Raw genomic sequence first — 20,972 nt, 5'->3', positions numbered from 1 at the left:
GCAATTGAGTTTTTTCTGACTATCGCCCATTATCGCAGTCAGAACATCCCTCAATGGGATCGAGTCAGAATTTGCAGATGCAGAACGGGAAGGCAGACTCGTTATCCCGTCCGCGCCTGAATTAACTCGCCTCCGATTTCAACAATCGATCGAGCAATGAAGCTGGACGCTGAGCATATTGCCACGCAAACGCATGACGAAACGCTGCATCCTGACAAGCCTGCAACTCTTCAAACCCAATCACATCCTGTGTCAGAAGCGTTTCATACTCAAACGGCAGTCGTACATCATTCAAACCCGCATTATCTGTACAGATCGCAATATCAACGCCTGCGTCAAAGCATTGATCAAACACCTGTTTGAGTTGGCGAATCTCCTGAAGCGTTCCCGTTTTCAGATAAGTCGTCGGACAAACCTCCAAACATTGCTTCCGTTGCGCGACTTCTTTCAACAGATGCGGATACCGAAGCGGAATCTGAATCCCATGCCCGATGCGATTCAAAAATGGCAGCAATTCCGGATAATGTCCTTCCGTTTCATACAAATGGCAAGTCGCTTTGATATTGAGCGATCGAGCATATTCAAACAACTCGATAAACTCTTCCATTCGCTCCCCATAGTAAGCATCACCGCCTGCCAAATCGATCGCGCAAATATTCTCCGGCATCTGCGCCGCCAAATCTACGATCGCTCGATTCACCTCATACGGCAGCTTCGAGTGCATACACAGGATTTGACTGCTGACGATTGGATACTCCTTCAATCGACTTGATCGCCCCACAATCTGAGCAATCTCAGTCATTTGCTCAATCCGACGCGATTGATCCAAATTCGGATTCGTTCGCAAATAAGGCGTATAGCGAAGCTCCAAATACGCCAAATTCTCGAAAATATAAGCTCCGCGCATCAAACGATAAATGAAATAGGGCAACGCTTCCGCCGTTTGCACCCCTTCCACGATCGTATGCAATTCCAAGTACTCATCCAAGGTATTGCGAGGTCGAGTATAAAAATCCTCAAACTCCGGATAATCGGAAAACCGTTCAATTAAATCTGATTCACTTCGTTCTAAATAACGCCAGAGAATCCGAGGCACAACCGATCCACCCAAGTGACGATGCAATTCTGCGTATAAAGCCACAAGCACCTCTTCTATGATTCTGATGATTTGTTCTCTATTCTGACGTGTTCTTTTAAACTTGTCTGGGTCTTTGCAATACCAAAATCCAAACTTCATTACGACACTCGGTAAAACTCGGAACGCCCCTTCGCCTTATACAATTGAGAGACACTGTAAACTTCGATTAATCCCCGTAAGGAAACAACAATGGATTTGGTTGCACTCCAAGGCGTTTTAGATAATCTGTCATTTGCTGTGTTATTCGCCACAATGCTGATCTATTGGGTTGGTGCAGCCTTTCCCCAGGTGCCTTACGCATCGACTCTGGGGACGGCAGGAATGGCGATCGCAAATCTCTCTACGGCTGCACTCCTTGCTGCTCGCTGGATCGAAGCAGGCTATTTCCCCCTCAGCAATCTTTACGAATCGCTCTTTTTCCTGGTCTGGGGCATTACCACGATGCACTTGATCGCTGAAAATATGAGCAAAAGCAATCTCGTCGGCATTGTCACAGCGCCCGTTGCAATGGCAATCACGGCTTTTGCCGCTCTGACGCTACCCGATACGATGCAGGCTTCTGCGCCATTGGTTCCTGCCTTGAAATCCAATTGGCTGATGATGCATGTCAGCGTCATGATGCTCAGTTATGCAACTTTGATGGTGGGATCGCTTTTGGCGATCGCGTTTTTAGTCGTCACTCGTGGACAGAATATCGAACTCCGAGGCAGTTCTGTCGGAACAGGCAGCTACCGTGAAAAATCCTATCAGCTTCACCGCTCAGAAGAAGTGAGTGTCAATTCAGGTGGAACCGCAGTTTTAGAAAAGACCACCCTTTCCCCGCAACGTCTGACTCTTGCAGATACCTTGGACAATATTAGCTACCGCGTGATTGGACTCGGCTTTCCGCTGTTGACGATCGGTATTATCGCAGGCGGCGTTTGGGCGAATGAAGCCTGGGGTTCTTATTGGAGTTGGGATCCCAAAGAAACGTGGGCATTGATCACGTGGCTAGTTTTTGCGGCTTATCTGCATGCGCGCATCACCAAAGGCTGGCAAGGTCGTCGTCCTGCTATCCTTGCCGCAGTAGGATTTGTCGTGGTTTGGGTCTGTTATTTAGGGGTGAATCTTTTGGGTAAAGGACTCCATAGCTACGGATGGTTCTTATAATGCACAAGAGAACGCGATCGACGAGGATTGAGAATGGATAACGGATTTACCCCAATGAATGATGATGAAGTCTTGTTCGTCGATCGCGGTCGCGTGTTGATGACCAATCCGACGTTCAAGGTGAGTGAATTCCTTGACCAGTTGGCACAAGCGGTCAGCGATCGAGAAGGGGAATGGACAGAAGATAACGAAGCCTGGTTTGAGGATGGTTTAGAGTGTGAAGCACTGCGCTTCAATTCAGGCACAGGCTGGCAACGTGGCAGAGTCAGAATTCGCCTAGAATTTGCGCCGTTGAAACCGCAAGAACGATTACCAGAGCGCTCCTCGGCACGCCAACCGGATGTGCTCCAGCCAGAACCGCTCACCGATCGTTTGCGTCCGCGCAACATCGATGACATTTACTCTAACGACGACTATTAATGTCATATGGTTTGGGTTTTACGCGCTCACGATCGTAGCCTGCCCTTTCATTGCGGTCGGCAAAATTGCTAACACTGCCGGAGCTAAAGGCTTCAAATCTGCCAAACGGTTAGAAGATGCTTGCAAAACGATGACTGCAATATCGAATGCTGGCAGGTTTTGTTGGAACGCTAGGTTACGATCGACCGTAAGGAAAACATCGAACTCTAATGCTGCAAGTTCAAGCAGTTGCCCGTCTTTGATTCCTGCCCATCCCATTTGCGGAACAGGTTTCACGTCATAGTCAGAGAACTCTCTTGCCAGCCTACGATCGATACACTCGTCTAACAAGAGGTTCATGCTAAGCGACCATCCTGACAATTTGTTTCTCTGCCTCTTCTAGTAAGGCAATGACCTGTTCTCTACTGACCGTTGGAAATCCGTCTAGAAAATCATCGATCGATTCTCCTGCTTTTAGGTAATCCAAAAGAGTCTGCACAGGAACTCTAGTGCCTACAAAAACTGGCGTTCCGCCCATAATTTCAGGAGATGAACTAATTACTGAAGAGTGTTTTGACATGAGTTTCAAAGTTTGAATAAATTTCGCTTTTATCGCTTATCGATTCTAGTAGAGTCATATCGGCTGAGTTTTGATCTCTCCCGATATTGTGCATTTCATCACTTCATCACTTCTCGTCCTATCATAATTGGACTACGGTTCACTTGAATTGACTTCTTGCTACCATGGCGAGTTCTTGGACACCTCTCCACGCCAAAATTCATCGCACTCTTCGTAGCCGATCGCTACTTCCAAAACACGAATCGATTCTAATTGCGCTCTCCGGGGGTCAGGATTCTCTCTGTCTCGCTCAACTTCTCATCGATTTACGCGATCGTTGGAATTGGCATCTCGCGATTGCTCATTGTGATCATCGCTGGCGCGCCGACTCCCAAGCCAACGCTGATCACATTGCGACTCTCGCTCAATCCTGGAATCTCCCCTTCTATCTCAAAACTGCCGATTCTCCTCCCCCCAACGAAGCGTCCGCAAGAGAATGGCGATACGCTCAACTGCAATCGATTGAAGGATTTCACACCATCGTTACTGGGCACACTGCCAGCGATCGCGCTGAAACTCTTTTATTTAATCTAATCCGAGGCAGCGGAGCAGATGGGTTAAGCTCGCTCAATTGGACACGTCAACTGACTCCAACAGTCAAACTGGTACGACCCTTGCTCGAAATCATGCGATCGCAGACTGCTGAATTTTGCCGCGATCGCAACCTTCCCATCTGGCAAGACAGCACAAACAATGATCTAGCCTATGCGCGCAATCGCATTCGCCAAGAGTTGCTTCCTTCCCTCAAGCATAATTTCAATGCTCAAGTCGAATCCCATCTCGCCCAAACGATGGAACTCTTATCCGCTGAAGTGGAATATTTAGAAACAGTCGCTTCAGAATTCTATGAAACCGCGATCGACATAACTTCTCAAAGTCTCGATCGCACCATTCTTCGTAAAATTCCTCTCGCGATTCAGCGCAGAGTCATTCGTCAATTTCTGATGCGATCGCTCAATTTCAACCCAAACTTCGAGCAAGTCGAAAAATGCGTTGGATTGATTACGGCTCCAAATCGATCGCGCACTGATCCGTTCATCGGAAAAACGATCGCAGAAGTCAACGCAGATCAGATTCAACTCAAGTCCCTCGACTAACCTCACTCAAAGAATTCCAAGCTCAGAGTGACGAAATTCTCACCACTCTTTAAAGTCCTCTAAGTTTTGGAATCGAGGGAGATTTAACTCCCTCCAATCGAAGCAAGAAACATCGATTAAGCCATCGCAAATTCCGGCTTTCGAGTCAATTCTGTAATCGCCCGCTTCATGTCTTCGATCGCAGAGTGCTGTCCACCTGACTGTGCAATCACTTCCAGATGTTGACGCATTGTTGTAATCGAATCCTGAATCGGTTGCAGCATTTCTTGATACAGGGCAACTCGTCCTGCCAGTTCTGCTGCTGAAACTCGCTGAGATTGCAATGCTTCCTCAAGTTGCTTCAACTCATTCCGCTTTGCTTCTTGCTCACCCGATTGTGAATTCACGTAATCCTGAGCCTGTTGAATCGCAGATTCAATCTCTCGAATTCTTGCCTCAACTTGTTGCAACTCTTCCGACTGCTTTTGACGTTGAGTTTCAATCTGAGCAAATACGACTGACAAATCCAATTCGCTGTCTTGATCCGACTCCGCCCCACCTCGACGAATCAGAACGGATTTATGCTGACGAAGTTGCAATTCTTTCTCTCTCAAACTCCGGCGCTGACCAACCAAGGTCTGATTGAGAAATTCGTAAGCATCCTGCTCATCCGTCAATTCGTTTTCGAGACTCATGCGATCGAACTCACTCGCCTGAGCAATTCTATTTTTAAGTTCTTGAATCTCTTTCTCTTTCAAGCGAAGTTCTTCTTCTTGCCCATGTACAAATTGAGAAGACTGGTCAAACTCGCCCTGTAAGCTCTGGACAATTGATTTAAGTTCCTCGATCGGCAAATTCTCCAGTTCTTGAATATCAACCTGTACCTCTCCACCTCCACCTGCGATCGCGGTTTGCAGATGTTGATGTAACTCAGAATGATATTGAATCTGTGCAGTCAGCGATTGTGCAATTTCTTGCTGGCTCTTTAAGACCGACTGCTGCGACTTGATCTCAATTTTGGCATTTTCGAGCGACTCTTGTGCTTGGTTCCAAATATGCCACTGCTCAGCAACGTAATCTGCTTTCTGACCGACTTCTTGGCGCATTTGCTCGGTTAACTGCCGTTGTTCTTCTAGTATTTGCCAATGATGGCTGAGCAGATTTTGCTGATAGTCTACGAGTTCATTGCACTGCCGAACCGTTTCGGGAAGAGTTGCTGATTCAGTGAAGCGATCAAGCATGTGACACAGTTCTTGCGCCTTCGCCTCATCTAACACACAAGCACCGAGTAATTCCTCTTTGCGTTCTTCTAGCTGTTGTCTTTGCCCTTGCAACTGCTCCCAAGCGCCAGCCATTTCTTGACGATTGCGTTCTAGCTCTTCTTGCTGACGCATCACCTCTTCGCGAACAGCTTGAAACTCTTGGCGTTGTTGCTCCATTTGTTGGCATTCAATTTCCAACTGCTGCAACTCTTCTTGCCGAGCTTCCATTTCCATTTCGCGGCGAGTTAACTCCTGACTTTGATAAGTCAGCGACTCATTCCATTGCTCAATTTCCTCTTCTTTCGTGCGAATTTTTTCTTGCAGTCGCGAAAAAGTCTGCAAAATGTTCGCAATCGGGCGACCTGCTTCCTGAACGCGCTGTACCTGCTTGTTGCCCGTTAAATCAACCAGTAAAAGTGACCCAGGACTAAATTTATTCGCTTCTTCTGAGGGAATCACTTCTTCTGCGGTAATCGTGCTCCAATTCTGTTCACCTCGCTGACAAGCCAGTAACTTCAGTTCAGACTTGCCACCGCCCATGATTCCGCCTTTCTTCTGAATCACTTCTGCTAGATACAGCACAACTAAAAGCTCTCCTATTCGATGCCCAATGCTTCGCTTAATGTGCCCGAATTGTTTGCGTTCTACCCAACTCACTGAAAAAAACTATCATGCTACGAAATCTCACCTTGCGAAAAATCCGGTTCACCTGAGCATTAATAGATACAATGTGTGGACAATTCACGTAGCTCTCATTCTGGGGTCTCCGTGAATGCCGAATTGTCTCTATAGCACAACTCTATGCAAGGTCAACTCAGCGAAATTGACATTAGGAGTATCCTGCAACTGATCGAACTGGGTCAGCGCACAGGAGAATTGTTCGTTGAAGCGTACTCACCTTCTGGTGTCGTGCATCGTCGATCGCGCAATCACCCCTCTTGGTTTGTCTTTTTCCTGAATGGTCAAATTGTCTATGCAGGGGAAACCGAATCAGATCTGTCTCGCTTAAGAGATTACTTGCATCGGTATCGGGCTGAAACTACGATCGACCAAATTCCTGCTTCGTCGATCGCGACTTTCAATACGCCAGAATACGGCTGCTTGTGGGCGTTACTCGAAAATCATCTCGTGACACCCGCTCAAGGACGCAGCATTATTCAAGGCATGGTGCGTGAGACATTATTTGATCTGCTGAGTTTACATCAAGGCTCTTTTATTTTTGAGCTAGGAAACGCCCTGACTCCGCAGCTATTGACGATGGAAATTGCACCCTTGGCGAGAAATGCGTTGAAGCAAGTCCAAGAGTGGAAACAGCTTCATCCGTATTTACATACTCCCGACCAATGTCCCATCATTGTTGATCGAGAGCAGTTATCCGCAGCTTTACCGAAAGCCACTTATCAACTGCTCGATCGCTATACCGATGGACAAACCTCAATTCGGCAGATCGCGCGTTATTTAAACCGTGATATTTCTGCTGTCGCGAGGGCAATCTATCCGTATGTTCAGCGCGGTTGGCTACAACTCAACGCCGTTCATCCTTCGGTGCATTCTACTTCTCGCACTCCTTTAGAATTGGGACTCAATGCTAAGGCTCCAAAAGTCCTTTGTATTGATGACAGTTCAACTGTGTGCAAGGCAGTAGAATTAATGCTGGATCGCAATGGGTACGATGTCAGTACGATCGAGAATCCACTGACTGCACTGAGTCTTGTCTTTCAAATTAAACCGGATTTGATCCTCTGCGATATTGCGATGCCAGAACTCGATGGCTACGAACTTTGTGCCATGTTGCGACAATCCACAGCATTTCGGCAGACTCCAATTTTGATGCTGACTGGGAAAGATGGATTCATCGATCGTGTCCGAGCACGCATGGTTGGAGCTACAGACTATTTAACGAAACCTTTTGGAGAGCATGAGATTTTGATGTTATTAGAAAAATATGTTGGGGTTGGACATCCTGAAATCCTGACAACCACACAGCAAGTTTTAGATGCGTTAGAGGCGGAATTAAATTTAAATGCCTCGTAAAAATACTTGATTTTTGAATGGTATCAGATTAATTCAGTATTTGCGGGTACTTTGTTAGTAATGATTCAAGGTCAACAGGGGCGAGTTTCTCCCGTCATCGGTTTAGCCAAGCTCACAGGTAGGGGGTTATGAGTACAGTTTTAGTCGTGGAAGATAGTGTCACCCAAAGAGAGATGATCACTGATCTGCTCAAGGGAAGTGGCATTGAGGTGACGATCGCGACCGATGGCGTTGAAGCCTTGGAACACATTCAAGGGCATTGTCCTGATCTTGTGGTTTTGGATATTGTCATGCCTCGAATGAATGGCTATGAGGTTTGCCGTCGGCTCAAAGCCGATCCCAAAACTCAGAAAGTGCCAGTCGTGATGTGTTCGTCCAAAGGAGAAGAGTTCGATCGCTATTGGGGCATGAAGCAGGGGGCAGATGCCTATATTGCTAAGCCCTTTCAGCCCACTGAACTCGTCGGTACAGTCAAACAATTGTTGCGCGGTTAGGAACAGTCGTAATGGTGGGAAGTCCAGATTTCTTAACAGGAAGAGGGCAGGATCAAGCGCCCGAATTTCAGGAGTTAGAAAGCCCCGAAGGTGAGTTGCATTTGCGATTTTACACACCCTCTGGAGCTGAGTTTGCGTTACCTGCCACTGGAATTCGAGAAGTCCTTTCTCCATCCCCAGACCGGATTACGCCTGTTCCGAACGTTTCGCCGCTTCTGCTTGGCACACTCAATGTTCGAGGGCGTGTCGTTTGGGTGGCAGATTTGGGTCAATTCTTGGGCGATGCGGCTTCCCTCAACACCGATCGCCCAGAGATTTCGGTGATTGCGATTGAAGATCAAGACATTATGTTAGGGCTAGCGGTTGATCGGATTCTAGGAATGGAATGGCTCGATATCGAGAATGTCCAAGCGACGACGGCGGCTCCCGATAGTGTTGCACCCTTCTTGCGCGGAGAGTGGGTACTCGGTCAAGATGGGAGCCAATGTTTGCGCCTGCTCGATCAGGTGGCGATTTTGCGATCAGCGAGGTGGGCAGCATGAAACAATGCCTAATTGATTCTTCACATTATTCAGATCAATTTGTAGATTCTGTAAAGGAACAGGGGAACTATTTTGCAAAGGAAAGTTCCCTGAACGGTAAAGATTTATTTGCTGAGGGGGGAGGCGAAAACTTGAAATTTTTTTCGGTACATTTCGCCATACTAGGTCGCAACATGTATTATTCTCACTTTACCCTAACTGCTCCTATTTTCAAATCCCGTTTTCAGAGCAGCACGTACTTGCAGGAGGAGGCATATGGCACGAGGAAATGAATTCGCTCAAGAATATCAGCAGGCAGAGCGCGCCTATATGCAGGGCAAGTATGAAGAAGCGGCTGGCATCGTCGATCGCTTAGTTGATAATTATCCTCAAGATCCTAGTGCTCGACTCTTACGGGGTCACATCTACTGCTATGGCTTACAAAAGTATGATGTGGCGCAAGAGCAATACCAGTCTGTTCTCGATCTCACCTCTGATCCAGAATTTGTTGATTACGCGAATAGTGGTCTGGCTTATGCGGGTCAATTTTCAGATAGCTCTGCCGATAGCTTTGCAGATACCAGTCTAGAAACAGATTATTCAGGATTTGACGAATCTGCTTATCTATCACAAGAATCTGCAAATTCACTGGATGACTTCGCATTCGATGACGATTTCAAAGCAACTACAGAAGAATCGTCGTCTTTTGGAAATCCCTTTGGCGCACAGCACAACGGTGATGGTTCAAAAGTTGGAGCTTCGATCGGGTTAGATGATCCGTTTGCAGTTTCAGCTTCATCGGATGCGCCGTTCTCAATGCAGGACGAATCCGTAGTGGGCCAAGACTTCTCGAATGCACTGGATGATTTTGATCAAGTCTTTGCCTCAGATGATGAGCCTTCGCACGGCAGCATGTCTACAGTTTCAACTGATCCAGGCATGTCCCAGGGAGACATGGCTGTTCCAATCAGTCGCGTTACAAGTCGGGATACCAGTGAAGAAACTTTGTTTATGGCGGCTCCGGGCTTCTATGATGAGCAAGCTGCAGCTGCATTCGAGATGCCAACTGAGCAGAACAAATTTGCGCCGATCTACGATGAGCCGCAAAACGGCAGTCGAAATCATCCGGTCTCAACGCCAGGCAATCAAAGCAATGTTGATTTCCTAGACGATTTTGAAGACTTTGATGATCTGGGAAATCTTTCAGATTTTGATCTATCTGAGGATTCAGCCGGATTTACCAGTCCTTCGATTGGAAGTGCGTTTGGATTCAATTCAAATATGTCCGCTGCTTCGGACAGCGCTGAAGTTGATTTTGGGCAAGGTTCGGATTTTGCACCTTCTAATAGAGATGGTTCAGCCTTCCAGGATGATGAACTTTTCAGCATGTCCAGCACAACTGAACAGGTCCCAAGTTTTACGACTCAATTAGATGTTCCAAGTTCAGAACCGACTCCGACTGTTGAACAAGGTTGGTTAGCTCCACTTGAGAATGCTTCATTCGCAACTAAGCAGTTGATTGCTGCTGGAGCTGCTGGGATTGTCTCAGCAGTAGCGGTTGCAGTGGTTAGCTTTGTCGCTTCCAATCAGGCGGCTCAAAACAATAATGGAGCTGTTGTTTCTCAGCTGCGCACAACTGGGATTGTGATGGCTCTGGCGAGTGGTGTTTGCGGTGGTGGTGCAGCATTTGCGGTCGGTCAAATGACTGCTCGGCATATGAAGCGATCGACCGATGACCTCAAAGCCCAATTTGATTCGGTCTGTCAGGGCAATCTTCAAGCACGGGCTACTGTTTTTGCAGAAGATGAGCTTGGTCAACTCTCGACCAACTTTAACCAAATGACTCGTGTGATTCTGACTACGACCAGCGAGGCGCAACGTAAGGCAGAAGAACAAGAGCAAGCGAAAGAAGATTTACAGCGCCAGGTGATTCGCTTACTCGATGATGTAGAAGGTGCGGCTCGCGGTGATTTGACGGTACAAGCAGAGGTTACTGCTGACGTCCTTGGAGCGGTTGCTGACTCATTCAACTTAACCATTCAGAACCTGCGTGAAATCGTTCAACAGGTAAAACAAGCTGCACGTCAGGTCAGTAAGGGTTCCACGGAAAATGAGATGTTCGCTCGCAGTTTGTCTTCTGACGCATTGCGTCAAGCTGAAGAACTCGCGGTAACCCTGAACTCTGTACAGGTGATGACCAACTCAATTCAGCGTGTAGCAGAGAGCGCTCGTGAAGCCGAAGAAGTCGCAAGAACTGCGTCTTCGACTGCCTTGAAGGGCGGTGAAGCGGTAGAACGTACTGTGGCTGGTATTCTCGAAATTCGAGAAACAGTGGCAGAAACGACGCGTAAAGTTAAACGACTCGCGGAATCTTCGCAAGAGATTTCTAAGATTGTTGCCTTAATTTCGCAGATTGCGTCTCGAACCAATCTTCTTGCATTGAACGCCAGTATTGAGGCAGCAAGAGCAGGAGAAGCAGGACGAGGATTTGCAATCGTTGCAGATGAAGTTCGACAGTTAGCAGACCGAGCCGCAAAAGCGTCGAAAGAGATTGAACAAATCGTATTACAGATTCAAGGTGAAACTGGATCAGTAATGACCGCGATGGAAGAAGGAACTCAACAAGTTATCGAGGGAACCCGGCTCGCTGAACAAGCGAAGCGCTCACTCGAAGACATTATTCAAGTATCGAGCGTCATTGACACACTTGTGAGATCAATTACCGCCGATACGGTTGAGCAGACCGAAACTTCACGGAACGTCGCTCAAGTGATGCAATCCGTGGAATTGACTGCACAAGAGACTTCGCAAGAAGCTCAACGCGTGTCAGGGTCACTGCAAAACCTAGTAGGGGTTGCGCGTGACTTGCTAACGTCGGTAGAACGATTCCGGGTAGAAACTGTTGATCGGAAGTAAAAACGATTCTGCTCAATCATTTTTGTGCCAGATCGAATAACTTCCAGTACAGTAAAGCCAATTGTACGGAGTGTTCTCACCTTGGTGGAACGCCACCCCAACTGAGATGACTTTTTCATTCTCATTGGTCATTTTCATCCCAGAGGCTCAACCAGTCTCAACGGAGATTACTCATCTACAGAAAGGACAGTGTGATGCAGCCGGAACAACAGCAGCGAATCATGGGCTACTTTATTGAGGAGGCAAAAGACCATCTCAATACGATCGAGCAGGGTTTGCTGAATCTGCAAGACACCATGACAGACCCAGAAATGGTAAATGAGGTCTTCCGAGCGGCACACTCGGTGAAAGGTGGTGCGGCGATGTTGGGCTTGAACAGCATTCAGAAGACCGCCCATCGGTTGGAGGATTACTTCAAAACCTTAAAGGAAACGCCCACAATTCAGTCTGATCAAAAGCTAGAGACGCTCTTGTTAAAGGTGTTTGATACGCTAAAAGAGCATTTAGAACAACTGCAAATGCCGACTGGGTTGGATGAGGATGAGGCACAAGCAGCGCTGGTCACGTTGGAACCTGTCTTTTCGGAAGTTGAATCACATCTAGCGCAATTAGAACGCAAGGCATCGGCAGGTTCGAGTAAGGGAACGGTGATTCAAGCTGAGAGTGTTTTGCAAGATAATGCTCTACTGTTGATTTTCCAAAACGATGTTCCAGCGCAATTGCGGGAAATGCTGCAAATCTTCCGGCAAGCAGAGACAAATCTGGATGCACGAGTTCGCTTACAGGAAATTTGTGCGGGCTTGAAAGGACTTGGAGAAGCATTTGGATTGGCGAGCTGGAGTCAGCTGATTGAAACAGCCAGTCAAGCGATCGGTAATTCTCAGAATGCATACCGAGACCTGGCACCACTTGTGATTACTGAGATCAAGTTGGCACAGGGGCTGGTGTTAGCAGGACGAGAAAAAGAGATTGCACCGAGCCATGCTTTACAGGCAATGGCTCCGGCTCCGGCTGAAACGGCTGAAACAGATCTAGAATTGGCAGACTTCTTTGCGATCGCCAACACAGAGAGTTCAGAAGAGCTAGACTTCTCTGGCTTAGATTTTGCAACAACCTCTACGGATGCTGCGGATGATCTGAGCTTGGATGATATGTTTGCTGCATCAGATGCGGAAACAGATGACTTGAGCGCATCGAATCTGGATGAAATGTTCGATCTAGCAGTATCTGATAGTGTAAGTGCCTCGGATGATCTGAAGTTAGATGGCATATTGGATTTATCAGCGTTAGATGATCTCCCATCTGAAGAAGTTCTTTCTTTCGATGGCAATGGCGCTGATATGGGAATGGACGAACTCAATAGTCTTGCTGACCTATTTGAAGGTGAAACGCCGGATCTGGGAGCAACTTGGCAGCAGGAAGAAGTCATTGATCTAGAAGTAACTTCTTTTGAGGCGAATCATTCGGAAAGTCATAGTTTTGGCAGTATGTTCTCTGAAGCATCTGAAGAGTTCGGTTCAGATGATTTAGCAGAACTGTTGAGTGGAGAAGCGTCAGATTTAGGAAGTGCTCTATCATCTGAGGCGGCTGATGAGTTCGAATTGCCTGATTTTTCTGACGATATTACTGAATTTGGAGTGCCTCCTACGCCGATCGAAGATCAAGCCATCGATAATCTAGGTTTGGATGAGCTAGACGGCTTGGATTTAGTAGCAGAGAGTAATTTACCTGTGAGTGGGTTTGAAGAAGCTGAAGGCTCTTTAGACAACCTAGGTGAGCTATTTGCAGGACTAGACGATAATGATTTAGGATTGGCTGCTTCAGGCGAATCTGCTGTAGAAGAAGCGCTTACATTCGATTCTGCTGATTTAGAAAATATCTTTGAAGAAAATCCGTCTGATGGACTGAATCTTAACGAATTTGAGATTGAACCTGCTGAAGAAGATGTCTCAACGAATACACCTGCTGAATCTCTGGAAGTAGGTTCAGCAGCAGTGCTATCACCTAATACGTGGGATAGTTTGGATCTAGAGATAAATTCCGACGATTTTCTGGTTGAAACAGAAATTCTCAATGGTCAAGCTGATGCAGAGCAGCTTTTCGATGAGAACGAGTTGGAACTAGGTGGGCTTGAAGATTTAGAACTTGAAGATCTGAATTTGGGACTAGATGACTCAGAAACTCTCAATGGTCAAGCCGCTGCTTCACAGCTTCTTGATGACTCAGATTTCGGGCTTGATGGCTTTGAAGACGCGGGATTAGAAGATTTAGAATTGGGACTAGATGCTTCGGAAGACGCTGTTCTTAATTCTCTCTTTTCTGAAGGATCAGCAGAGGGAGACTCGATCAAGGATTTGGCACTCGAATCACAGTCATCTCTGTCTGAAGATTTACAGTTGGGTGAATTGCTCAGTGAATCAGACTTCAACCAAAACGGTTCAGCTGCTTCTAAATTGGATGAGTTAGGTTTTGAGCATGAGGGCGATCTGAATCTTGATGGATTGGATCAGCTTGGCATTGAAGAAGATAGTCTCTTTGAAGCAACGAACAACTTTTCTGCACCCAACGATGTACTTGCAGATCTCTTGGATTTCTCTTCAGATGAGGCTGAGCTAGAAGCGGAACTTAATCTTGAGAGTTCATCGTTGATCGATGCAGAGGATGCTCTTGCCGATTTGTTAAATTTCTCAAGCACAGAGCCAGATTTTGATGAAGAATTAGGACTTGCCGATGAAGCCCCAGGAACATCAGCAGATCCTCTTTCTGCTCTGCTTGACTTCGATGCTGAGCTAGAAAATCTCAACGGCGTAGCGGCAAGAGATGAGGTGGAACTGCTTGACTTTGCAACAGATGATCTATCTCGAGAGTCTGAATCAGAAGAGTATGAATCAGAGTTACACAACGGTTCCATTTCAGATGCAGACGATGCAGTTGCAGATTTACTTGACTTTTCATTTGAAACTGGTGCTGAAGAACCTTCTGCATCTGCTGATGAAAATCTGTTTGATTTGGATACACTGATTGGTTCTGACTTCTCTGAATTAGCTGACGAATCTTCAGCAGTCGAATTAGAAAGCACTTCAGATTTTGACTTGGGATTTAGTGAAGATTTAGAGGCATTCGCTGATGAATCTCCGGCAGTCGAGTTAGAAAATATCTCAGACTTTGACTTGGGATTTAGTGAAGCTTTAGTGACTGAGCCTCAAGATGATTTTGCCGACCTCAGTTTAGATTTATTCGGGGCAGAGGTACAGGGTCAAGCAGCAGAGGAAATTCAGCCAAGTCTGACAGATAATCTGGAGTTGGGCGATTTTGAGTCTGGAGATGGAATTGAGCCTGATGATCTAGATGCATTGCTGAACGAAACAGAGAGCGATGCAGATGCTGACTTAAATTCGCTGTTGGGAGTTGGAATTGGAACCGCCGCGATCGCAACGGGGTTAGGGGTTGGCATGGCTGCGATGAACTCTCAGCCCGAAACGCCAGCATCACAAGACGAATTAGATGAACTTGATAGTCTGTTAGACTCAGATGATGAGCTGGATGCGTTGTTAGGTGAAACATCGAATGAGCTTGATGATCTTGACTCGCTCTTAGATGAGCCTTTATCGAACGAAGCTGCAGCAGGAGAGAATTTTGATGATCTCGAATCTCTACTCGCAGATGCACCAGAAGTGACCTCTCCGCAAACTAGCGTTGTTGCAAGTCATGCAGATGATGCAGAATTCGGCGACTTGGAGAAAATGCTTGAAGAAGCTGACCAAACGATGGGCGGTTCTCCAGCGAATCGGGCAGCAGTAACTCCAGGGCGGCGTTCTCCTCGTGCTGCAAAAGGCTTTAGTGAGCAAACGATGCGGGTTCCAATCAAGCATCTTGATAACCTGAGCAATTTGGTTGGGGAACTCGTTGTTAATCGAAACAGCTTGGAGCAAGACCAAGAACGTTTGCGGCAATCGCTGGATAATTTGTTGTACCAGGTGCAGCAATTAAGTGATGTTGGTCAACGGATGCAGGACTTGTATGAGCGATCGCTGCTTGAGAGTTCACTGCTTGCAAGTCGTCAAAATCATCGCGTTCCCTTTGGTGGTTCAGAACGCAATGGCGGCAATGGACATTCGACAGGGGTTGAGTATGACCCATTAGAAATGGATCGCTTCACCGGATTTCACTCGCTCTCGCAAGAGATGATTGAGTTAATCGTGAGAGTTCGAGAGTCTTCTTCTGACATCGAGTTTATTGTCGATGAAGCAGATCAAGTGACTCGAATGTTCCGGCAGGTGACGACCCAGTTACAAGAAGGATTAACACGATCGCGAATGGTTCCGTTTGCTCAAACGGCGGATCGGTTGCCTCGTGCGGTTCGAGATATCGCGATGAAGTGTGGAAAGCAAGCTGAGCTTGTAATTGAAGGGCGCGATACCTTGATTGACAAAATGATTCTGGAGCATTTATATGACCCAATGACTCATTTGGTGAACAACGCAATCACCCACGGTATCGAAGATCCTGAAGTTCGTCGTGCAGCAGGAAAGTCGCCGACAGGCCGGATTACGATTCGGGCATTCCACCAAGGAAATCAGACGGTGATTTCTGTGTCTGATGACGGAGCAGGGGTAGATGTGGAACGGGTCAGATCGAAAGCGATCGAGAAAGGTTTGATCACGCCCGCAGAAGCGAAGAATGCGTCTCGTTTGGACATTTATGATCTGCTCTTCCATCCAGGATTTAGTACGAAAGATCAAGCGGATGACTTCTCAGGTCGCGGTGTTGGGATGGACGTGGTGCGCACCAGTCTCAGTGAGATTCGGGGTGCGATTAGTACAGATTCGGGGCAAGGCAAAGGCACGACCTTTACGATTCGCTTACCGCTAACGTTGAGTATTTCTAAAGCGCTTTGTTGTATTAGCGATCGCGCTCGGATTGCATTCCCAATGGATGGGGTCGAAGATATGCTCGATCTCCCGAAAGAGCGGCTTCAAACGGACGCAGAAGGGAATCCCTGTATCAGCTGGCGTGATACATTGCTGCCGGTAAGACCCTTGAAAGATTTGCTGGGATATAACCGTCATCTTAGCCGTGGTAATGTATACGGCGGAAATCAGGAAGACGATATGGTTTCGATCGTCATTTTGAGAAGTGCCGGAAATTATTTGGCACTGCAAGTCGATCAGGTGTTGGGTGAGCAAGAAATTGTAATCAAGCAGCTTGAAGGTCCTGTCCCCAAACCAATTGGAGTTGCGGGTGCGACTGTGCTTGGGGATGGGCGGATTATGCCGATTGCGGATGTCTTGGAACTGATTGACTTATCTGTAGGTCGAATTCGTCGCGATGCTGGCTCCATGTGGGAGCAGGGAGCGGGTCAGCCTGTTGTTGAGACAGTTGCGAAGACTGAGCCGATGGTGCTGATTGTCGACGACTCGATTACGGTACGTGAGTTATTGTCGATGACATTTAATAAAGTCGGATATCGGGTGGAACAAGCCCGCGACGGTCAGGAAGCGTGGGAAAAACTCAGATCAGGGTTGCCGTGCGATATTGTATTCTGCGATATCGAAATGCCGCGAATGGACGGATTAGAGTTGCTGTCTCGGATTCAAAAAGATCCGAACTTGGCGAATTTGCCAATCGCAATGCTCACCTCGCGTGGTGCAGACCGACATCGCCAAATGGCAGCATCTCTGGGCGCAAGTGGCTATTTTACAAAGCCTTACCTGGAAGAAGCACTGCTGGATGCGGCGCAGCGGATGTTAAAAGGAGAAGTTTTAATTTCTGCTAATCATTCTGGGAACAGTTAGGACAAATTTGCTTCTAAATCTTCAAGGCGGAACCGCAAGTTCCGCTATTTTTATGAAGTTTTAGAATTTTCTTAAAAAAAGCGGAAATCTATCGATCGGTAGAGCCTTTTTTGCGATAACCTACAAATCTGAGCCTAAATCTATAGATTTCATGTAGATTTCCTCGCGTAGATACTTCCCTACAAAACTTTACATATTTTAACTTTTGGTAGGAAAAGTGACATACATGCTCATTTTCAACGAGCGTGAATTGCATGGATAAAGTGCAAGATTTCGTAATGTCCGAACACCGAAGTAACAAGCGATCGTGGAAGTGACTACAAGCCTTCTGTAGCGTCATATAGAGATAGATCAAGAATAGGCTAGGAATTAGACGGAACTGGCAATTCCAGAACTGCAAAAATGCCAGTTTCAGTAAGTACAAATGCTGAGGGCATCTCGTAGTATTCACGTAGTGTTTTCGTGAGTGAGGTGGTATTTCTCACGCTGTCAAGTCGAAATGCCCGTCTTGGCAAATTGCGAAATTTACATTAAATCTGACTTAGCTCTCCTAGGAAGCAAGAAAAGAGAGTCTCTGCTAAAGGTGTGAGGCGACTAAATTGTTTGACCTTGTAGGAGGTTTTGTATGCGGATTGCTCAAGTTACCCCGTTGTGGGAGCGTGTTCCTCCCCCAGCGTACGGTGGCATTGAATTAGTCGTGAGCCTGTTGACGGATGAGTTAGTACGTCGAGGTCACGAAGTCACATTATTCGCCACAGGGGACTCGATCACCTTGGCGCAGTTAGAATCGGTGCATCCTCGTGCGATTCGGAATGATCCGACGGTGAAGGAATACCAAATCTACGAAACAATGCAACTGGGGAACGTTTATCAACGTGCACATGAGTTTGATATTATTCATTCTCACATGGGTTGCCCAGCTTTACCCTACGCACAATTAGTGAAAACGCCAACGGTTCATACGCTACATGGCACATTTACTTCGGATACGTCAAAGGCTTATGCGTATGCTCGATCGCAGCCTTATGTGAGTATCTCAGATGCTCAGCGCGAACCTAGCCTGAATATGAACTGTGTTGCAACGGTTTATAACGGAATTGATGTCGATAGTTACAAGTTTTATGCTGAACCGAATGATCCGCCTTATTTAGCGTTTCTGGGTCGCTTGTCGCCCGAAAAGGGGCCGCATCATGCGATCGAGATTGCGAAGCGCACCGGAATGCGATTAAAAATGGCTGGAAAGGTTGATATCGTCGATCAAGAGTTTTACGAAGAGGTGCTTTTACCGCAGATTGATGGTGAGCAGATTCAATATCTGGGTGAGGCGAATCACGTTCAGAAGAATATTCTCATGGGTGAGGCCGTGGCGACGCTCTTCCCAATCACTTGGAGAGAGCCGTTTGGGTTAGTGATGGTCGAGTCGATGGCGGCTGGAACTCCAGTGATCGCAATGCGATTGGGTTCGGCTCCAGAAGTGATTCGAGATGGAAAGACGGGATTTTTGTGTGAGACAGTGGATGAGTGTGTTGCGGCTTTGGATCGGGTAGCAGAGATCGATCGAGCGGTGTGTCGTCGGCATGTGATTGAGAATTTCAGCGTCCAGCGGATGACGGATGGATACGAAGCGGTGTACCGCCAGTTGCTAGGAGAGCGGCTGTTTCAGGTTAATGGCAAAGTGTTGAGCAAGTTCAAGTAGCAAAATTGCGAATCTGAAAGGGAAGGGGTTTTAAGGTAGGGACGAGGAAGTAGGGGGCTAGAGAAAAGTGTTTCTTCCCATCTCCTCACTTCTTACCTTCTCACTCCCCTCGCTTGTGCTGTTTAAATTTGTTGAGGTGGAATTTATGGTTATCAGTCCTGAGAAAAATGTAAAGTCTTCGATCCAGAAGGCTCCAAGACAATCGATCGCTTTAATTTCAGAACATGGTGATCCGGCGGCTGAGATTGGTCGGGAAGAAGCGGGTGGTCAGAACGTCTATGTTCGCCAGGTGGGAGAGGCCCTGTCTCGCTTGGGGTGGCAGGTGGATATGTTTACTCGCAAGGCAAATCCGGATGATGCGACCATCGTGCAGCATAATCCGCATTGTCGAACCATTCGCTTGAAAGCGGGTGCAGAAGAGTTTGTGCCGCGGGATCAATTGTTTGAGTTCATGCCGGAATTTGTCGAGTCGTTTCTCAAGTACCAGGCAAAGCAGAATTATCCGTTGATTCATACGAATTATTGGATGTCGGCTTGGGTGGGGTTAGAAGTTCAAAAAACACATAATGTTGAGCTTATTCACACCTATCATTCGTTAGGTGCAGTGAAATATCAGTCGGTTCCGAATCGCCCGACGATCGCGGAAACCCGCTTAGCAGTTGAGAAACAAATTTTAGAACAGGCTCGGTGTATCGTTGCGACGAGTCCGCAAGAAGAAATGATGCTGCGATCGCTCGTGTCTGATGCAGGGCGGATTGAAGTCATTCCTTGTGGGACGGACTTAAAGCGATTTCATGTGATTCCGAAGTTGGATGCTCGCAAGGAATTGGGATTAAAGCCGACTGATGAAGTGGTGCTGTATGTCGGACGATTTGATCCGAGGAAGGGAATTGAAACCTTAGTTAGAGCGTTTGCCTTGATTCATCATAGTTCGGCTGATCCGTCGAATTTAAAGCTGGTTATTGTTGGAGGAAGCGCAGCAGATAAGCTGGATGGAGACGAACGCCAACGAATTGAACAACTCGTGGCTGACTTAGGAATTGCTGAAAATGTGATTTTTGCGGGACGTGTGGGTCACGATCGCTTGCCGCTTTATTACACGGCGGCGGATGTGTGTGCGATTCCGAGCCATTATGAGCCGTTTGGATTGGTCGCGATCGAGGCGATGGCGTGCGGGACTCCTGTCGTGGCTTCGGATGTCGGTGGGTTGAAGTTTACGGTGGTTCCGGGTGAGACGGGCTTGCTCGTTCCGCCTCAAGATACGGCGGCATTTGCGGAAGCGATCGGTCGGATTTTGGATGATGAACTGTGGGCGAGAAAATTACGCAAACGGGCTTCGGAACGGGTGCAGCAGAATTTTAGCTGGACTGGGGTTTCGGCACAGTTGAGTGATTTATATCGTCGGTCGTTGGCAGAGTCGATTATGGGAGATGGAGTGATTTTAGCTCCTCGCAAAGTCGCTTATTCCAGAGTCAATACGATTCCAGCGAAGAGTTTGACGAATTTGACGAAGGTGTCGTAGAGGTATTTAGCTCGATTAAAGTGAGCATCTGGCAATCTTCAGTTCTACCGAGTAAAACATTGAGGATGAGATCGAATTCGGCGGAATGAAGATTGTCTGATAGTTCAAATCAGGTAATAGCAACTTGGTATATAGCAACTTGGTATGTCGCGACAGTCATCAGCCCTGCTATTCCAGTCGATCGATAATTGTCGTGACAACTACAATCGAAACTCATCTGCGATCGCTTGTCGCAGAGCAGGGCTGATGACTGTTCTACCGCCAATGTGACTATCGTTGAATAGATCTGATTTCAACTCACCGAAACATTCAAGTTGAACATCGCGGTGATACATCACTGAACTTCAGTTC

The 20,972-nt window shown here is 47.1% G+C and carries 15 protein-coding genes; 10 read left to right on the top strand and 5 right to left on the bottom strand.

The window, feature by feature from the left end; genetic code table 11:
- Positions 1-121: 121 nt before the first annotated feature.
- On the bottom strand, positions 122-1,141 hold the full coding sequence (locus J0L70_RS21045) for an amidohydrolase family protein (protein ID WP_287455760.1): 1,020 nt from the start codon (positions 1,139-1,141) through the stop codon (positions 122-124).
- Positions 1,142-1,327: 186 nt separating this feature from the next.
- On the opposite strand from J0L70_RS21045, the gene ccsB reads away from it, so the two are divergent.
- On the top strand, positions 1,328-2,287 hold the full coding sequence (gene ccsB / locus J0L70_RS21040) for a c-type cytochrome biogenesis protein CcsB (protein ID WP_287455759.1): 960 nt from the start codon (positions 1,328-1,330) through the stop codon (positions 2,285-2,287).
- Between the two features lie 33 nt (positions 2,288-2,320).
- On the top strand, positions 2,321-2,707 hold the full coding sequence (locus J0L70_RS21035) for a KGK domain-containing protein (protein ID WP_017290875.1): 387 nt from the start codon (positions 2,321-2,323) through the stop codon (positions 2,705-2,707).
- Between the two features lie 18 nt (positions 2,708-2,725).
- Here the strand turns inward: J0L70_RS21035 and J0L70_RS21030 are convergent, their stop codons facing one another.
- Both J0L70_RS21030 and J0L70_RS21025 read right to left on the bottom strand, forming a co-directional pair.
- Positions 2,726-3,046, bottom strand: coding sequence for a DUF5615 family PIN-like protein (locus J0L70_RS21030; protein ID WP_017290874.1), 321 nt, complete (start codon positions 3,044-3,046; stop codon positions 2,726-2,728).
- Between the two features lies 1 nt (position 3,047).
- Entirely contained in the window at positions 3,048-3,266 is a 219-nt protein-coding gene (locus J0L70_RS21025) for a DUF433 domain-containing protein (protein ID WP_026148973.1), read from the bottom strand.
- A gap of 164 nt (positions 3,267-3,430) precedes the next feature.
- Here J0L70_RS21025 and tilS point away from each other — a divergent pair, with 164 nt between their 5' ends.
- Positions 3,431-4,402: a tRNA lysidine(34) synthetase TilS gene (tilS, locus tag J0L70_RS21020; RefSeq protein ID WP_287455758.1), complete on the top strand. Its 972-nt coding sequence runs from the start codon at positions 3,431-3,433 to the stop codon at positions 4,400-4,402.
- A gap of 116 nt (positions 4,403-4,518) precedes the next feature.
- Here tilS and hmpF read toward each other — a convergent pair whose 3' ends face one another.
- Entirely contained in the window at positions 4,519-6,300 is a 1,782-nt protein-coding gene (hmpF, locus tag J0L70_RS21015) for a pilus motility taxis protein HmpF (protein WP_268179922.1), read from the bottom strand.
- A 144-nt stretch (positions 6,301-6,444) separates the two neighbouring features.
- Here hmpF and J0L70_RS21010 point away from each other — a divergent pair, with 144 nt between their 5' ends.
- The 7 genes from J0L70_RS21010 (at position 6,445) to J0L70_RS20980 (ending at position 20,621) form a co-directional block, all read left to right on the top strand.
- Positions 6,445-7,677 (top strand): response regulator, encoded by a 1,233-nt coding sequence (locus J0L70_RS21010; RefSeq protein WP_190648439.1) that lies wholly within the window; start codon positions 6,445-6,447, stop codon positions 7,675-7,677.
- Positions 7,678-7,805: 128 nt separating this feature from the next.
- Positions 7,806-8,171 carry a response regulator transcription factor gene (locus J0L70_RS21005; RefSeq protein WP_017290869.1) on the top strand — a complete coding sequence of 122 codons (366 nt, stop codon included), beginning with the start codon at positions 7,806-7,808 and terminating at the stop codon, positions 8,169-8,171.
- An 11-nt stretch (positions 8,172-8,182) separates the two neighbouring features.
- Positions 8,183-8,713 (top strand): chemotaxis protein CheW, encoded by a 531-nt coding sequence (locus tag J0L70_RS21000; RefSeq protein WP_017290868.1) that lies wholly within the window; start codon positions 8,183-8,185, stop codon positions 8,711-8,713.
- Positions 8,714-8,968: 255 nt separating this feature from the next.
- Positions 8,969-11,608, top strand: coding sequence for a methyl-accepting chemotaxis protein (locus J0L70_RS20995; RefSeq protein ID WP_287455757.1), 2,640 nt, complete (start codon positions 8,969-8,971; stop codon positions 11,606-11,608).
- A gap of 194 nt (positions 11,609-11,802) precedes the next feature.
- Positions 11,803-17,403 carry a hybrid sensor histidine kinase/response regulator gene (locus J0L70_RS20990; protein WP_287455756.1) on the top strand — a complete coding sequence of 1,867 codons (5,601 nt, stop codon included), beginning with the start codon at positions 11,803-11,805 and terminating at the stop codon, positions 17,401-17,403.
- Between the two features lie 625 nt (positions 17,404-18,028).
- Complete coding sequence (locus J0L70_RS20985) at positions 18,029-19,099, top strand: glycosyltransferase family 4 protein (RefSeq protein WP_287455755.1); 1,071 nt, start codon at positions 18,029-18,031, stop codon at positions 19,097-19,099.
- Positions 19,100-19,244: 145 nt separating this feature from the next.
- On the top strand, positions 19,245-20,621 hold the full coding sequence (locus J0L70_RS20980) for a glycosyltransferase family 4 protein (RefSeq protein ID WP_017290863.1): 1,377 nt from the start codon (positions 19,245-19,247) through the stop codon (positions 20,619-20,621).
- A 200-nt stretch (positions 20,622-20,821) separates the two neighbouring features.
- On the opposite strand, the gene J0L70_RS20975 is transcribed toward J0L70_RS20980, so the two are convergent.
- Entirely contained in the window at positions 20,822-20,956 is a 135-nt protein-coding gene (locus tag J0L70_RS20975; protein WP_017290862.1) for a hypothetical protein, read from the bottom strand.
- Positions 20,957-20,972: the final 16 nt, after the last annotated feature.

The sequence above is a fragment of the Leptolyngbya sp. UWPOB_LEPTO1 genome (assembly GCF_017302695.1).
In the GTDB taxonomy this organism is placed as follows: Bacteria; Cyanobacteriota; Cyanobacteriia; order Leptolyngbyales; family Leptolyngbyaceae; genus Leptolyngbya; species Leptolyngbya boryana.
Note: the sequence above shows the minus strand (reverse complement) of the source record. Positions and strands in the feature narration are given on the sequence as shown.

Coding starts and splice junctions, on each gene's coding strand:
- J0L70_RS21010 (WP_190648439.1), top strand. CDS start 6,445: ATGCAAGGTCAACTCAGCGAAATTGACATTAGGAGTATCCTGCAACTG.
- ccsB (WP_287455759.1), top strand. CDS start 1,328: ATGGATTTGGTTGCACTCCAAGGCGTTTTAGATAATCTGTCATTTGCT.
- J0L70_RS21030 (WP_017290874.1), bottom strand. CDS start 3,046: ATGAACCTCTTGTTAGACGAGTGTATCGATCGTAGGCTGGCAAGAGAG.
- tilS (WP_287455758.1), top strand. CDS start 3,431: ATGGCGAGTTCTTGGACACCTCTCCACGCCAAAATTCATCGCACTCTT.
- J0L70_RS20990 (WP_287455756.1), top strand. CDS start 11,803: ATGCAGCCGGAACAACAGCAGCGAATCATGGGCTACTTTATTGAGGAG.
- J0L70_RS21005 (WP_017290869.1), top strand. CDS start 7,806: ATGAGTACAGTTTTAGTCGTGGAAGATAGTGTCACCCAAAGAGAGATG.
- J0L70_RS20980 (WP_017290863.1), top strand. CDS start 19,245: ATGGTTATCAGTCCTGAGAAAAATGTAAAGTCTTCGATCCAGAAGGCT.
- J0L70_RS20985 (WP_287455755.1), top strand. CDS start 18,029: ATGCGGATTGCTCAAGTTACCCCGTTGTGGGAGCGTGTTCCTCCCCCA.
- J0L70_RS21025 (WP_026148973.1), bottom strand. CDS start 3,266: ATGTCAAAACACTCTTCAGTAATTAGTTCATCTCCTGAAATTATGGGC.
- J0L70_RS20995 (WP_287455757.1), top strand. CDS start 8,969: ATGGCACGAGGAAATGAATTCGCTCAAGAATATCAGCAGGCAGAGCGC.
- J0L70_RS20975 (WP_017290862.1), bottom strand. CDS start 20,956: ATGTATCACCGCGATGTTCAACTTGAATGTTTCGGTGAGTTGAAATCA.
- J0L70_RS21000 (WP_017290868.1), top strand. CDS start 8,183: ATGGTGGGAAGTCCAGATTTCTTAACAGGAAGAGGGCAGGATCAAGCG.
- J0L70_RS21035 (WP_017290875.1), top strand. CDS start 2,321: ATGGATAACGGATTTACCCCAATGAATGATGATGAAGTCTTGTTCGTC.